Below are 13,209 nucleotides of genomic sequence, written 5' to 3'. Positions count from 1 at the left end.
TGTGGGTCCCGTGGATCCCGCAGGGCCCCGCAGGCCCTGCGGGGGCGGTGGTGTGTAGGGGGCGCATCGGGGCTGTGGGTGTGACGAGGGAGCTGGAATTCCCGTTATCCTTGAGCGTCCGCTTCCGTCCCGTCACCGCTTGGAGTCCGCGTCGTGCGCATCGATCTGCACACCCACTCCACCGCCTCCGACGGTACGGACACCCCGGCCGAGCTGGTGCGGAACGCGGGCGCCGCAGGTCTGGACGTCGTCGCGCTGACCGACCACGACAGCACCCGCGGACACGCGCAGGCGATCGCGGCGCTTCCCGAGGGGCTGACCCTCGTCACGGGCGCCGAACTCTCCTGCCGCCTCGACGGCATCGGCATGCACATGCTGGCCTACCTCTTCGACCCCGAGGAGCCCGGACTGCTCGCCGAGCGTGAGCTGGTGCGGGACGACCGGGTGCCCCGGGCCCAGGGCATGATCACCAAGCTTCAGGAGCTGGGCGTGCCGGTCACCTGGGAGCAGGTGGCGCGCATCGCGGGCGACGGCTCCGTCGGGCGCCCGCACATCGCCTCCGCGCTGGTGGAACTGGGTGTCGTGGAGAGCGTCTCGGACGCGTTCACGCCCGAGTGGCTCGCCGACGGGGGCCGGGCGTACGTCGAGAAGCACGAGCTGGACCCGTTCGACGCGATTCGGCTGGTCAAGGCCGCGGGCGGGGTCACCGTCTTCGCGCACCCGGCCGCGTCGAAGCGCGGGCGGACCGTTCCCGAGAGCGCGATCGGGGAACTGGCCGCGGCGGGGCTCGACGGCATCGAGGTCGACCACATGGACCACGAGCCGGCGACGCGCGCACGACTGCGCGGGCTGGCGGCCGACCTGGGGATCCTCGCCACCGGCTCCTCCGACTACCACGGCAGCCGCAAGACCTGTGTGCTCGGCGAGTTCACCACGGATCCCGAGGTGTACGGGGAGATCACCCGGCGGGCGACGGGCGCGTTCCCGGTGCCGGGTACCGGCGGAAGCCACTTCGCCTGAGGCGAGTCCTCCGGATCGGCCCGGATTCTGCCGGGCCGGCCTGCCGGGTCGCACGGCGTGCCATGCCGTGGCGCCCACCTGTTCGTCCGGTTCCGTTCCGCGGAACCGCCTGCCCATGGCGGCAACCCCGCTCTCATCACCTCCGCAAGGCCATCAACCGTGTTCGACGTCGCCGTCTTCGGCTCACTCTTCCTCACCCTCTTCGTGATCATGGATCCCCCCGGGATCACCCCGATCTTCCTCGCGCTCACCGCCGGCCGGCCCGCCAAGGTGCAGAAGCGGATGGCGTTCCAGGCCGTCTGCGTGGCCGGTGGAGTCATCACCGTCTTCGGGTTGCTCGGGCACCAGATCCTCGACTACCTGCATGTCTCCGTGCCCGCGCTGATGATCGCCGGCGGACTGCTGCTCCTGCTCATCGCCCTCGACCTGCTGACCGGCAAGACGGACGAGCCCAAGCAGACCAAGGACGTCAACGTCGCCCTCGTACCGCTGGGCATGCCGCTGCTCGCCGGCCCCGGCGCGATCGTCTCCGTGATCCTGGCCGTCCAGAAGGCCGGCAGTGTGGCGACCCAGGTGTCCGTGTGGGCCGCGATCCTCGCGATCCATGTCGTGCTGTGGGTGGTGATGCGGTACTCGCTGCTGATCATCCGTGTCATCAAGGACGGCGGCGTCGTGCTGGTGACGCGGCTCGCGGGCATGATGCTCTCCGCGATCGCCGTGCAGCAGATCATCAACGGGGTCACCCAGGTGATTCGGGGGAGCTGACGGGCCGCACCGGCCCCGGGGCACGCAGAGCCCCGTACGACATCGGGTGATGTCGTACGGGGCTCTGAAGTCTGTGAGACGTCCGTTTCGCGACGGGCGCCCGTGAGACGTCCGCGTTACGAAGCGGACGATTCGGTCGGGCGGATCCACAGTCGCTGCCCGATGGCGGCGGCCTGCTGAACGATCCGATTGACGGAGGCGGCGTCTACGACAGTGCTGTCCACGGGCGTACCGTCGACATCGTCGAGTCGCATGATTTCGAAGCGCAAGGGCTTCTCCCTTCGTCTGGTCATCCTCCTGCGGAGAACTACTGGTGAGTGGTGCACGAGGCGGCAGTGCCCCGCGTTCCATACGGATACAACGGGATGCGTGTTACAAACATTCCCTACGCTAAGGAAATTTTTCGAGAACCTAATTACTGACGGGTAAGCAGTTGGTGTGCGGCCGGTGTGCGGTCGGTTTGGTTCATAGGGCACTGATTGGGACCGGTTGTGTTCGCAGCGTGACCGCCGGGACAATGGACGCATATGAACGACGACCACGCGGCGCTCGGCGCCCGCATCGACCGTACGAACGAGCTGCTCCAGCGCATGCTCGCCGAGGTGGCGAAGACGCCCTCGACTCATGCGATCTTCGTTGACGCCGGCTATCTGTACGCGGCCGCGGGGCGGCTCGTCGCCGGGACCGAGGACCGCCGGGCGTTCGAGCTCGACGCCGAGGGGCTGATCGAGGCCCTCATCGACAAGGCGCGCACGATCTTCGCGGACAGCCGGCTGCTGCGGGTCTACTGGTACGACGGCGCGCGGCGCCGCATCCACACGGCGGAGCAGCAGTCGATCGCGGAACTGCCGGACGTGAAGGTGCGCCTCGGCAACCTCAACGCCAACAACCAGCAGAAGGGCGTCGATTCACTGATCCGTACGGATCTGGAGTCGCTCGCCCGGCACCGTGCCATCAGCGACGCGGCGCTCCTCGGCGGCGACGAGGACCTGGTGTCGGCGGTCGAGGCGGCGCAGGGGTACGGGGCCCGTGTGCACCTGTGGGGCATCGAGGCCCCGGAGGGCCGCAACCAGGCGGAGCCCCTCCTCTGGGAGGTCGACAGCCAGCGCACCTTCGACCTCGACTTCTTCAAGCCGTATGTGTCCCGGCGGACCGCCGCCACGTACGACGCGTCCGCGGCGATCAGGCCCACCCGGGAGGACGTGCGTTTCGTGGGCGCGCAGATTGCCGCGAAGTGGCTGGCGGCACGCGGGCGGGAGGCGCTGGTGGAGCTGCTGCCCGGGCACCCGTATCTGCCCGGTTCGGTGGACCAGGACCTGCTGGTGGAGGCGGAGGGCCTGTTGCAGTACTCGCTCCGTGGGCAGGCGGATCTGCGGCGGGCGCTGCGGGACGGGTTCTGGGAGCACCTTCAGGCGCAGTACTAGGCCGCTCCTGCGCCGCCGGCCGCTCCTGCCGCTCCCCGGTCGTGCCCGCGCTTCCTGGTCGCTCCTGCCGCTCCCCGGTCGCTCCCGCGTCCCCCGGTCGCTCCCGCGTCCCCCGGTCGCTCCTACGTCGTTCGGCTGCGGTCCCAGAAGGCGGCGAGGGCGCGGGCCGTGGTGAGCGGCTGGTCCGTGTTGGGGGAGTGCTCGGCGTCCCGTACGACGGTGCGCTGGGCCCCCAGCCGGGTGGCCATGTCGTCCAGGAGAGTGATCGGCCAGGTGTCGTCGAGCTCGCCGGACAGTACGTGGACGGGCAGGCCGACGGCGGCCAGTTCGGCGACGCGGTCCGGCTCGACGCAGAGCTGACGGCCGGTCGCGATGAGCTGGGCGGGGCTGTTGCCGAGCCAGCGGCGGCGCAGGTCCTCGCGGTCGTCGAGCCCCTCGTCCAGCTCGCCGGTGTCGGTCTCCTCCGGCGCGTCCATCGCCTGCATGGCGTCCCACACCTGGGCCAGGTCCATCACGGCGAGGGCGTCGCGCAGCAGTTTCACGCGCTGCTGCTGGGAGCTGGAGATCTGCGCGGGGCCCGAGGCCATGAGCGTGAGCGAGACGAACGGCGCCGGGTCGAGCAGCACCGCCGCACGCGCGATCTGGCCGCCGAGCGAGTGACCGAGGAGGTGTACGGGGGCGCCGATCGCGTGCGTCTGCGCGAGTACGTCCTGCGCCAACTCGGCCTGCGCGTACGGGGCTTCGTCGTCGCGGGGGCCGGGGGACTCGAACTGGCCGCGGCCGTCCACGGCGACGGTCCGGTACCCGGCGTCGGCGAGGGGGCCGTGCAGGGCGATGAAGTCCTCCTTGCTGCCGGTGAATCCGGGCAGCAGCAGAGCGGTTCCCCGGAGAGGGCCGACCGCCGGCGCGTCGAGCACGGCGAAGTCACCGCGAGCGGTGGCGAGATGGTACGCGCGGACGCCCGGGGGCGGGGCGAAGGTGGGAGGACGGCTCATGGTGCGAGGCTAGCGGGCCGGTGCGCTGAGCGCGCTGCCGGTTCCAGCCTGCGGGCCGTTGTCCGGGCGCCGACGGGCGCGGGGCTGCCGCCGACACCGGTGCGGGCGGGGCCGCGTCAGCACCGGTGAGTGCGGGTCGGGCCCACACCGGCGGCCGTGGACCCTGCCCGGACCCTGCCCATGGTGAACGGGAAACGCCGATGGCCCGGCCCCACACCAAGTGGGACCGGGCCATCGGACGGGGATCAGCTCTCCGCAGGCTCCGCGGCCGCTGTGGCCTTGCGGGTACGGCGGCGCGGCTTCGCGGGCTCCGCCGCTTCCTCGGCCGTCTGTGCGGGGATCGCGGCCTCGGCTGCCACGGCCGTCTTGCGGGTGCGGCGGGGCTTGGCCTCGGTGGGCTCCGCGTCGGCCGCCACCGCGGTCTTGCGGGTGCGGCGCGGCTTGGCCTCGGTGGGCTCCGCGGCAACGCCCTCGGCGGTGTCGACGGCGGTCTCCGCGGCCTTGCGGGTGCGTCGGCGCGGCTTGGCCTCGGGCTCCTCCGTCGTCGCCACGGCCTCGGCGGTGTCGACGGCGGCCTCGGCCGTCTTGCGGGTACGGCGTCGCGGCGCGGCCGGTGCTTCCACGGCCTCGGGGGCGGCCGCGGCAGCACCCTCGGCGGTGTCGACGGCGGCTTCCGCGGCCTTGCGGGTGCGTCGGCGCGGCTTGGCCTCGGGCTCCTCCGTCGTCGCCACGGCCTCGGCGGTGTCGACGGCGGCCTCGGCGGCCTTGCGGGTACGGCGTCGCGGCTTGGCCTCGGGCTCCTCCGTCGTCGCGACGGCCTCGGCGGTGTCGACGACGGTCTCGGCGGCCTTGCGGGTACGGCGACGCGGCGCGGCCGGAGCCTCGGCGGCGTCCGTGGCCGGCGCCTCAAGCGTGACCTCGGGCGCTGCGACGGGGGTCTCCGCCGTCTTACGGGTGCGACGGCGGCGCGGCTTCGCGGACTCCGCGGCCTCCGTGCCCTCCGCCGTGTCCACGGCCGTCCGCGCGGCCTCGGTCACGACGGCCTCGGTCACGGCGGTCCCGTTCACCGAGGCGACCGGCTCGCCCGTCGCTCCGCCACGCGTGCGGCGACGGCGGCGCGGCGTGCGCGGCTCCGTGGACGCGGGGGAATCGGCGGAGTCCGCGGGCGCCTCGGCCGGGGTGACCGGGGTCACCGCTGCCGCGTCGACGGTCTCGCCGTTGCGCGTACGACGGCGGCGGCGCGGGGTGCGCTCACGGTCGCGGTCGCGGTCGCGGTCGCGATCCCGGTCGGCGGACGAGGGCCGGCCGCCGCGACCGCGTGCACCGCGGCCGCCGGTCTCGCCCAGGTCCTCGACCTTCTCCGCCGCCAGACCAGCGCGCGTGCGCTCGGAACGCGGCAGGACACCCTTGGTGCCCGCGGGAATGTTCAGTTCCTCGAAGAGGTGCGGGGACGTGGAGTACGTCTCCGGCGGGTCGTTGAAGCCCAGGTCCAGCGCCTTGTTGATGAGCTGCCAGCGCGGGATGTCGTCCCAGTCGACGAGGGTGATCGCGATGCCCTTGGCGCCCGCGCGGCCCGTACGGCCGATGCGGTGCAGGTACGTCTTCTCGTCCTCGGGGGACTGGTAGTTGATGACGTGGGTGACGCCTTCGACGTCGATGCCGCGGGCGGCGACGTCGGTGCAGACGAGGACGTCGACCTTGCCGTTGCGGAAGGCGCGCAGCGCCTGCTCGCGGGCGCCCTGGCCGAGGTCGCCGTGGACCGCGCCGGAGGCGAAACCGCGCTGCTGGAGCTGGTCGGCGAGGTCCGCCGCCGTCCGCTTGGTGCGGCAGAAGACCATCGCGAGACCGCGGCCGTCGGCCTGCAGTATGCGCGAGACCATCTCCGGCTTGTCCATGTTGTGCGCGCGGTAGATGAACTGCGCGGTGTTGCGGACCGTCGCGCCCTCGTCGTCCGGCGCCGTGGCGCGGATGTGCGTGGGCTGCGACATGTAGCGGCGCGCGAGGCCGATGACCGCGCCCGGCATGGTCGCCGAGAACAGCATGGTCTGGCGGCGGGCCGGCAGCATGTTGATGATCTTCTCGACGTCGGGCAGGAAGCCCAGGTCGAGCATCTCGTCGGCCTCGTCGAGGACGAGCGCCTTGATGTGCTTGAGGTCGAGCTTCTTCTGGCCCGCGAGGTCCAGCAGGCGGCCCGGGGTGCCGACGATCACGTCGACGCCCTTCTTCAGGGCCTCGACCTGCGGCTCGTACGCCCGGCCGCCGTAGATGGCGAGCACGCGCACATTGCGGACCTTGCCCGCGGTCAGCAGGTCGTTGGTGACCTGGGTGCACAGCTCGCGCGTGGGCACGACGACGAGCGCCTGCGGTGCGTCGGTGAGCTGCTCGGGCCGGGCGCGGCCGGCCTCGACGTCGGCGGGGACGGTGACGCGCTCGAGGAGCGGAAGGCCGAAGCCCAGCGTCTTGCCGGTGCCGGTCTTGGCCTGGCCGATGACGTCCGAGCCCGAAAGGGCCACGGGGAGCGTCATCTCCTGGATGGGGAAGGGGTTGATGATGCCGACGGCTTCCAGGGCCTCGGCCGTCTCGGAAAGGATTCCGAGCTCTCGAAAAGTCGTAGTCAGGGTGCTGCCTCTTCTGTGTACGCGGTGCGAGGCGAGCGCGGGGGTCGTGTCGGGACCGTGCCGGGGACGTCGGCCGCTCTTGACGGGCGGGCCGAGTGGCATGGGACCACTGCCGACGCTCGAGCGCTCGTACCGCTGAGGGTCCCTCCGGTGCCATACGCACAGTGCTGTACGGATGAGGAGGGCTGTCGGGTCGGAGCCGATCGGGCCACCGACCGGGCATCCTCATTCATGTGGCCCGTCGAATACTCGGCGGGCGCATTACCACCATACCCCGGAATCACGCACATGCGATGGCCGATTTGGTCACGTAGTCGTCGTCACACTCATTGACCAGGGACTTCCGCCTTGCGGTGAGCGGGCTATTGTGCGCTTCATGACGACGCCCGACAACGCCGCTGACACCCCCGCCGAACCGACCGGAGTCGCCGCCCAGGACTGGGCCAAGGCCTCCGTCGACCCCCAGTACCGCGCCGCGGTCGTGGACCTGCTCGGAGCGCTCGCCTACGGGGAGCTGGCGGCGTTCGAACGGCTCGCGGAGGACGCGAAGCTGGCGCCGACGCTCGCCGACAAGGCGGAGCTGGCGAAGATGGCGTCGGCCGAGTTCCATCACTTCGAGCAGATCAGGGACCGGCTCACCGAGATCGGCGCGGAGCCGACCGCCGCCATGGACCCGTTCGTCGCCGCACTCGACGGCTTCCACCGGCAGACCGCCCCGTCGGACTGGCTGGAGGGCCTCGTCAAGGCCTACGTCGGTGACTCCATCGCCAGCGACTTCTACCGTGAGGTGGCGGCCCGCCTCGACTCGGACACGCGCTCGCTCGTGCTCGCCGTCCTCGACGACACCGGGCACGCCGGCTTCGCCATCGAGAAGGTGCGCGCCGCGATCGACGCGGACCCGCGTGTGGGTGGCCGGCTCGCGCTGTGGGCGCGCCGGCTGATGGGCGAGGCGCTGTCGCAGTCGCAGCGTGTGGTCGCCGACCGTGACGCCCTGTCGACGATGCTCGTGGGCGGTGTCGCGGACGGCTTCGACCTCGCCGAGGTCGGCCGGATGTTCTCGCGGATCACCGAGGCCCACACCAAGCGGATGGCGGCGCTGGGGCTGGCGGCCTGACGCCTGCCCGGCGGACAGACCGCAGGGCGAGGGCCTGTTGCGAAAGGTGGCGCCTGCCGCTTTCGCGACAGGCCCCGCTTTCGTAACAGGCCCCGCTTTGAACAGGCCCTAGACGGAATTCGTACGGTGCCTGCGGCGGCGCAACCGGTGCCGCCGCGGTGCCCAGCGCCTCGGGCGCGCGGCGCTAGGCCGTCGCTGAGCGGCGGCGAAAACGCTCCGCCGGGCGGAGCAGCAGCGACAGCGAGGCGGCGGACACGACCGCCGCGCCGATCAGGCTCACGAGGACATGGCCGGGGCCGAGCGCGCTGTGCGTGAGAAACGCGCCGAAGAGCGCTCCGGCGACTCCCGTCGACAGGACCATGCTGCGGGCGGGCAGGCGATGCGGCATCCGGTACACGGCCGCCCAGGCCAGGGCGAGACCGATAATCGCGGAGCCGAGCGCTTCCAAGAACATGGTGGGGGTCCCTCCCGCACGACAGACACAGGTGCAAATCGGTCGTAGCCGGTCTACCCCTGACGTGCGGAAAGCAATCATCATCTGTGCGGGAGATGTGGTCCATCTGTGCAGTTCAGGCCTTGGTCAGGGCGCGAAGAAGGGGCCCGGCGACTGGTGTCGCCGGGCCCCTTCCATGCTGTCTGTGCTTACAGCGCGCTGAAGCCCACCTTGCGCGTGGTGGGCTCGCCGAGCTCCACGTACGCGAGACGGTCGGCCGGAACCAGGACCTTGCGGCCGTGGTCGTCCACGAGGCTCAGCAGTGCCGACTTGCCGGCCAGCGCCTCTGACACCGCGCGCTCGACCTCCTCGGCGGTCTGACCGCTCTCCAGAACGATCTCGCGGGGCGCGTGCTGCACGCCGATCTTGACCTCCACGACTTTGTCCCTCCGACGGTCAGTGATGTGCGCGGCCCTCCGCGCCGTACTCAGCACACATTAGCCCGGTGAGGGGACGTCCACGCTCCGCTCAAGAACGCCAGGAGCGAACAACGGGCGGGAACAAAAGTGCTGCCAGCGGTGGTCGCGGGGCTGTCAGTGGGCGTCCGTGCCGTGCAGCGGGAAGCCCGCGATGCCGCGCCAGGCCAGTGAGGTCAGCAGCTGCACCGCCTGGTCGCGCGGCACGCTGCGGTCGCTGTGCAGCCACGAGCGCGCCACCACCTGGGCCAGGCCGCCGAGACCGGAGGCCAGCAGCATCGACTCGGCCCGCGACAGGCCGGTGTCCTCCGCGATGACCTCGCAGATCGCCTCCGCGCACTGGACGGTGACCCTGTCCACGCGCTCACGCACCGCGGGCTCGTTCGTCAGGTCGGACTCGAAGACCAGCCGGAAGGCGCCGCCGTCGTCCTCCACGTACGCGAAGTACGCGTCCATCGTGGCCCGTACGCGCTGCTTGTTGTCGTTGGTCGACGCGAGCGCGGCGCGGACCGCCTGGAGCAGGGCCTCGCAGTGCTGGTCCAGCAGGGCGAGGTAGAGGTCGAGCTTGCCCGGGAAGTGCTGGTAGAGCACCGGCTTGCTGACGCCCGCGCGCTCGGCGATGTCGTCCATCGCCGCGGAGTGGTAGCCCTGGGCGACGAAGACCTCCTGGGCTGCGCCGAGGAGCTGGTTGCGTCGGGCACGGCGCGGCAGGCGTGTGCCCCGCGGGCGCGCTGCCTCTGTCTGCTCGATGGCTGTCACGCCGCCTCCCAATATCGTCCACATGCGGTGTGCGCCGCGCCGCCATCGTACTTTTCGGTAACCCTGGTGTGCGCGGTGCGAGCGCAGAATTTCACGGACCGGACGGGGATGAAAGCCCCGCGGAGCCCATCAAAATGTGCCAGATCGGGCCGATGAGTGCCTTGCGGCCGGTCAACGGCAGGTGTCCTCGGGCGTCACCGGTGGTCCTGCCTCTCCGGTTCGTACATCTGGTCGCACGTCTTGAGCAGCTGCATGCGTCAGGCAGTTCTGTGCGCCTCCCGTGGTTGCCGTGGTTGCCGTGGTCGTGCGTCACCGGTAGTCGTCCTCGTCGAGGGAGACCACGCGGGCCTGTTCCACCAGGTCGGCCTCGTTGGCGCGGTCCGGGTTCACGTCGGTCAGCGGGTCGTCCTCCTCCGGGGCGATGTCCGCGAGCTGCTCTGCGGCGTCTCCCTCCGGCGCCTCGACATCGAGCTCGGCCTCGCCGTCGACCTCGTTCTCGAACGTCTCGGGATCGGTGGGGTCTATGGCCATGGTGGGCTCCCTTCCTGGAATTCCGGGACGTCTCCTCAAGGAGGCGAGGAGGCAGGGGCCAGGTGCCGGTGCCCTGCCCCCGAGCCTAGGAGACAGCCCATCGGGGCGCTATGTGATGGTTGGGTGGATTGCCGTGCCGGTCGGTCGGCACCTCGCACCACCGGCCTCTCGGGTGCCCACGATCTGTGATGGCGAACACACGGGCCACTGCGTGATCGTCTCGTAACATTGCCGCATGTCTTCGACCGAGCTGCCGCCCGTGCCGGCCAGCACTGTGCTTCCGAGGGTGGCGCCCGTCCGGGTGGCGGAGGGCGAGCGGCTGCGGTCGGTCGGGCTGCCGGGGGCCACGCTGACCGTGCGGTCGAGACCGCCGGTGCGCGAGGGACTGCCGCCCGCCCTGTGCGTGCACGGTCTCGGAGGCTCCTCGCAGAACTGGTCGGCGTTGATGCAGCGACTCGAGGGGCTCGTGGACAGCGAGGCGCTCGACCTGCCCGGCTTCGGGGACTCCCCGCCGCCGGACGACGGCGACTACTCCGTGACCGGGCACGCGCGCGCGGTCATCCGCTATCTCGACGCCGCCGGACGCGGCCCCGTGCACCTGATCGGCAACTCGATGGGCGGGGCGGTCACGACCCGGGTCGCGGCCGTACGCCCCGATCTCGTCCGTACGCTCACGCTGGTCTCGCCCGCGCTGCCGGAGATCCGGGTGCAGCGCACCGCGGTGCCGACGGCGCTGCTCGCGCTGCCCGGGGTCGCGCCCCTGTTCACCCGTCTCACCAAGGACTGGACGGCCGAGCAGCGCGTACGTGGGGTGATGGCGCTCTGTTACGGGGATCCGGGGCGGGTCACGCCGGAGGGTTTCCGGGCCGCGGTCGAGGAGATGGAGCGACGGTTCGCGCTCCCCTATTTCTGGGACGCGATGGCGCGCTCGGCGCGCGGAATCGTGAACGCGTACACACTGGGCGGGCAGCACGGGCTGTGGCGCCAGGCCGAGCGAGTGCTCGCGCCGACGCTTCTCGTCTACGGTGGACGCGACCAGCTCGTGGGATATCGCATGGCCCGGCGGGCGGCGCGCACCTTCCGCGACTCCCGGCTCCTTTCGCTGCCGGAGGCGGGGCATGTGGCGATGATGGAGTATCCAGATCTGGTGGCGGAGGCGGTGCGCGAACTGCTCGCGGACACAGGTGAGTTGGGCGAGCCGGCGAAGGTCTCCGACGAGGCGGCCGGGTCGGCCATGGCGGACGAGGCCGGTACTGCCGGCGCGGGGAGCTGAGGCGCGGCGTGGGACGGCACAGCCGCAAGGGGCGGGGCGACAAGGGCGGCACCGGTTCCGTACCGGTGATCCCGGAGCCGGCTCGCGGCCGCGCGCAGACCCCGGTGCAGGCGCCGGGTGCGGACGGCGCACAGGCGTCGGTTGCCGCGGGTGCGCAGGCGTCGGTCCAGCGACAGCCGGCGGGCGGGGCCGCACAGCGGCCGGTGCCGCGGTTCGCGGACGGTACTCCCGCCAACGGTGTTCCGCGGTTCGCGGAAGGGACTCCCGCGCGTGGTGTGCCCGCCGGGCCTCGCCTGCCGGACGGGACCCCCGCTCGCGGTGTCCCGCGTTTCCTCGACGGGACCCCGGCGCACGGCACGCCCCGTCCGTTCGACGGCACCCCTGCCCACGGCACCCCCCAAGTCCGCGGCGGTCACCCCCAGCAGCGTGAACCCGGCGGTGGCTGGGGCGAGTCCGGAGGCGTACCCGCCGGTGCTCCGAAGGCCGCGCCGCCCGGACCGCGGCTTCCCGGACAGCGGCGGCACCGCGGCCTTGGCCCCCGGCAGGACTACGTCGACGCTTTCGGCGCGGACGAGGACGATGTCTTCGCGCCTCGGGGCGGCGCAGGCAACCGCATGGACCCCTACGGTCCCCCTTCCCCGCACGCTCCTCATGCCCACGCCCATGCCCCCGCCACCGACCGCGACGGCCGGACCGGGGCCGACACCGAGGCCGCGGCCGACGAGGAGCCGGGCAAGGAGAAGGGTGGCAAGGGCCGCACGTTCACCGGAATCGCGGCCGCCGCCGTCACCACCGTGCTCGCTGTCGTCGTGGCCGGTCAGGTCGCCGACGGACACGACGACAAGGCCGCCGTACAGTCGCAGTCCGCCACCGACAGTGCCCGCGACGCCCGCGACTCCGCCTCCCGCGGTGACGACCGGCCCACCCCCTCCGGATCGCCCAGCGTGGCCGCGCTGACGTACGGCCAGAAGATGGCCAAGGTGTATCCGCTCGGCGCCACGCTGAAGGCGGCGGGGAAGTTCGACGCGATCGGCGGGTTCGACAAGGCGCCGGGCGGGGGGCGGAAGTACACGTACCGCGTGGATGTGGAGAAGAGGCTCGGGCTCGACGGCGAACTCTTCGCGCAGGCCGTCCAGAAGACCCTCAACGACGACCGCAGCTGGGCCCACAACGGCGCCCGCACCTTCGAGCGGATCTCCTCCGGCAAGCCCGACTTCGTGATCACGCTGGCCAGCCCCGGTACCACCGCCGACTGGTGCGCCAAATCCGGTCTCGACACGACCGAGGACAACGTGTCGTGCGACTCGGCCGCCACCGAGCGCGTGATGATCAACGCCTATCGCTGGGCGCAGGGGTCGAAGACCTACGGATTCGGTGATCAAATTCACGCGTACCGGCAGATGCTGATCAATCACGAGATCGGCCACCGCCTCGGCTACGGCCACGTCACGTGTGGCAAGGACGGCGAACTCGCCCCGGTCATGCAGCAGCAGACCAAGTTCCTCGACCACGACGGAATCCACTGCCGGGCCAACGCCTGGCCGTACCCCGGGAGTTGACAGGCGGCTCAGAGATCACATTGACATGGGGCGAAAGTTCGTTCATATTTCTCCGCATGTCGCCTCGTCCCGCCTCCGTTCGCGCAGCCATTGAGCTGGCGCTGATCGGCGTGACCGCTCTCTGCGTGGCCGACATTCACTGTCGCTGACGTCCGCCTCTGGCGTACGCGTCGCGATTCTCCCTCTCTCCGTGACTTCGTCGCGGTTTTCGACGACCTGACGCCCGGGCAGACGTCTGTTCA

14 protein-coding genes are annotated in these 13,209 nt (G+C 71.4%); 7 read left to right on the top strand and 7 right to left on the bottom strand.

What is annotated here, in order from left to right:
* Positions 1-153: 153 nt before the first annotated feature.
* Both GTY58_RS16270 and GTY58_RS16265 read left to right on the top strand, forming a co-directional pair.
* Positions 154-1,020: a PHP domain-containing protein gene (locus tag GTY58_RS16270; protein WP_010984533.1), complete on the top strand. Its 867-nt coding sequence runs from the start codon at positions 154-156 to the stop codon at positions 1,018-1,020.
* A 159-nt stretch (positions 1,021-1,179) separates the two neighbouring features.
* Positions 1,180-1,785, top strand: a complete 606-nt coding sequence (locus GTY58_RS16265; RefSeq protein WP_010984532.1) for a MarC family protein — start codon at positions 1,180-1,182, stop codon at positions 1,783-1,785.
* A gap of 116 nt (positions 1,786-1,901) precedes the next feature.
* Here GTY58_RS16265 and GTY58_RS39645 read toward each other — a convergent pair whose 3' ends face one another.
* Positions 1,902-2,054, bottom strand: a complete 153-nt coding sequence (locus tag GTY58_RS39645; RefSeq protein ID WP_107083280.1) for a hypothetical protein — start codon at positions 2,052-2,054, stop codon at positions 1,902-1,904.
* Between the two features lie 258 nt (positions 2,055-2,312).
* On the opposite strand from GTY58_RS39645, the gene GTY58_RS16260 reads away from it, so the two are divergent.
* Positions 2,313-3,209, top strand: a complete 897-nt coding sequence (locus GTY58_RS16260) for an NYN domain-containing protein (RefSeq protein WP_010984530.1) — start codon at positions 2,313-2,315, stop codon at positions 3,207-3,209.
* Positions 3,210-3,331: 122 nt separating this feature from the next.
* Here the strand turns inward: GTY58_RS16260 and GTY58_RS16255 are convergent, their stop codons facing one another.
* Both GTY58_RS16255 and GTY58_RS16250 read right to left on the bottom strand, forming a co-directional pair.
* Positions 3,332-4,204: an alpha/beta hydrolase gene (locus GTY58_RS16255; protein WP_010984529.1), complete on the bottom strand. Its 873-nt coding sequence runs from the start codon at positions 4,202-4,204 to the stop codon at positions 3,332-3,334.
* A 245-nt stretch (positions 4,205-4,449) separates the two neighbouring features.
* The gene (locus GTY58_RS16250; RefSeq protein WP_010984528.1) at positions 4,450-6,729 is read right to left on the bottom strand and encodes a DEAD/DEAH box helicase; all 2,280 of its coding nucleotides are present in this window, start codon (positions 6,727-6,729) and stop codon (positions 4,450-4,452) included.
* Between the two features lie 469 nt (positions 6,730-7,198).
* Here GTY58_RS16250 and GTY58_RS16245 point away from each other — a divergent pair, with 469 nt between their 5' ends.
* Complete coding sequence (locus tag GTY58_RS16245) at positions 7,199-7,936, top strand: ferritin-like fold-containing protein (RefSeq protein ID WP_171033189.1); 738 nt, start codon at positions 7,199-7,201, stop codon at positions 7,934-7,936.
* A gap of 184 nt (positions 7,937-8,120) precedes the next feature.
* Here GTY58_RS16245 and GTY58_RS16240 read toward each other — a convergent pair whose 3' ends face one another.
* The 4 genes from GTY58_RS16240 to GTY58_RS16225 all read right to left on the bottom strand — a co-directional run bounded on the left by GTY58_RS16240 (position 8,121) and on the right by GTY58_RS16225 (position 10,135).
* A complete protein-coding gene (locus GTY58_RS16240) occupies positions 8,121-8,390 on the bottom strand; it encodes a hypothetical protein (protein ID WP_037649031.1) in 270 nt (89 codons plus the stop codon).
* A 188-nt stretch (positions 8,391-8,578) separates the two neighbouring features.
* Positions 8,579-8,806 (bottom strand): DUF3107 domain-containing protein, encoded by a 228-nt coding sequence (locus GTY58_RS16235; RefSeq protein WP_037649029.1) that lies wholly within the window; start codon positions 8,804-8,806, stop codon positions 8,579-8,581.
* Between the two features lie 156 nt (positions 8,807-8,962).
* Entirely contained in the window at positions 8,963-9,604 is a 642-nt protein-coding gene (locus tag GTY58_RS16230; protein WP_010984524.1) for a TetR/AcrR family transcriptional regulator, read from the bottom strand.
* Positions 9,605-9,913: 309 nt separating this feature from the next.
* Positions 9,914-10,135 (bottom strand): hypothetical protein, encoded by a 222-nt coding sequence (locus tag GTY58_RS16225; protein WP_010984523.1) that lies wholly within the window; start codon positions 10,133-10,135, stop codon positions 9,914-9,916.
* 235 nt (positions 10,136-10,370) lie between these two features.
* Between GTY58_RS16225 and GTY58_RS16220 the strand changes: the two genes are divergently transcribed.
* The 3 genes from GTY58_RS16220 (at position 10,371) to GTY58_RS41630 (ending at position 13,116) form a co-directional block, all read left to right on the top strand.
* Complete coding sequence (locus GTY58_RS16220) at positions 10,371-11,408, top strand: alpha/beta hydrolase (RefSeq protein WP_010984522.1); 1,038 nt, start codon at positions 10,371-10,373, stop codon at positions 11,406-11,408.
* Positions 11,409-11,611: 203 nt separating this feature from the next.
* On the top strand, positions 11,612-12,967 hold the full coding sequence (locus tag GTY58_RS16215; protein WP_242432319.1) for a DUF3152 domain-containing protein: 1,356 nt from the start codon (positions 11,612-11,614) through the stop codon (positions 12,965-12,967).
* Between the two features lie 56 nt (positions 12,968-13,023).
* Positions 13,024-13,116 carry an Ms4533A family Cys-rich leader peptide gene (locus tag GTY58_RS41630; protein WP_338058986.1) on the top strand — a complete coding sequence of 31 codons (93 nt, stop codon included), beginning with the start codon at positions 13,024-13,026 and terminating at the stop codon, positions 13,114-13,116.
* Positions 13,117-13,209: the final 93 nt, after the last annotated feature.

Origin of the sequence: Streptomyces sp. SID5469, from assembly GCF_009862865.1 — a bacterium.
In the GTDB taxonomy this organism is placed as follows: domain Bacteria; phylum Actinomycetota; class Actinomycetes; order Streptomycetales; family Streptomycetaceae; genus Streptomyces; species Streptomyces avermitilis.
Note: the sequence above shows the minus strand (reverse complement) of the source record. Positions and strands in the feature narration are given on the sequence as shown.

Excerpts from the sequence above, each read along its gene's own strand:
- GTY58_RS41630 (WP_338058986.1), top strand. The coding sequence starts at position 13,024 with ATGTCGCCTCGTCCCGCCTCCGTTCGCGCAGCCATTGAGCTGGCGCTG.
- GTY58_RS16250 (WP_010984528.1), bottom strand. The coding sequence starts at position 6,729 with ATGACGCTCCCCGTGGCCCTTTCGGGCTCGGACGTCATCGGCCAGGCC.
- GTY58_RS16225 (WP_010984523.1), bottom strand. The coding sequence starts at position 10,135 with ATGGCCATAGACCCCACCGATCCCGAGACGTTCGAGAACGAGGTCGAC.
- GTY58_RS16260 (WP_010984530.1), top strand. The coding sequence starts at position 2,313 with ATGAACGACGACCACGCGGCGCTCGGCGCCCGCATCGACCGTACGAAC.
- GTY58_RS16220 (WP_010984522.1), top strand. The coding sequence starts at position 10,371 with ATGTCTTCGACCGAGCTGCCGCCCGTGCCGGCCAGCACTGTGCTTCCG.
- GTY58_RS16240 (WP_037649031.1), bottom strand. The coding sequence starts at position 8,390 with ATGTTCTTGGAAGCGCTCGGCTCCGCGATTATCGGTCTCGCCCTGGCC.
- GTY58_RS16255 (WP_010984529.1), bottom strand. The coding sequence starts at position 4,204 with ATGAGCCGTCCTCCCACCTTCGCCCCGCCCCCGGGCGTCCGCGCGTAC.
- GTY58_RS16245 (WP_171033189.1), top strand. The coding sequence starts at position 7,199 with ATGACGACGCCCGACAACGCCGCTGACACCCCCGCCGAACCGACCGGA.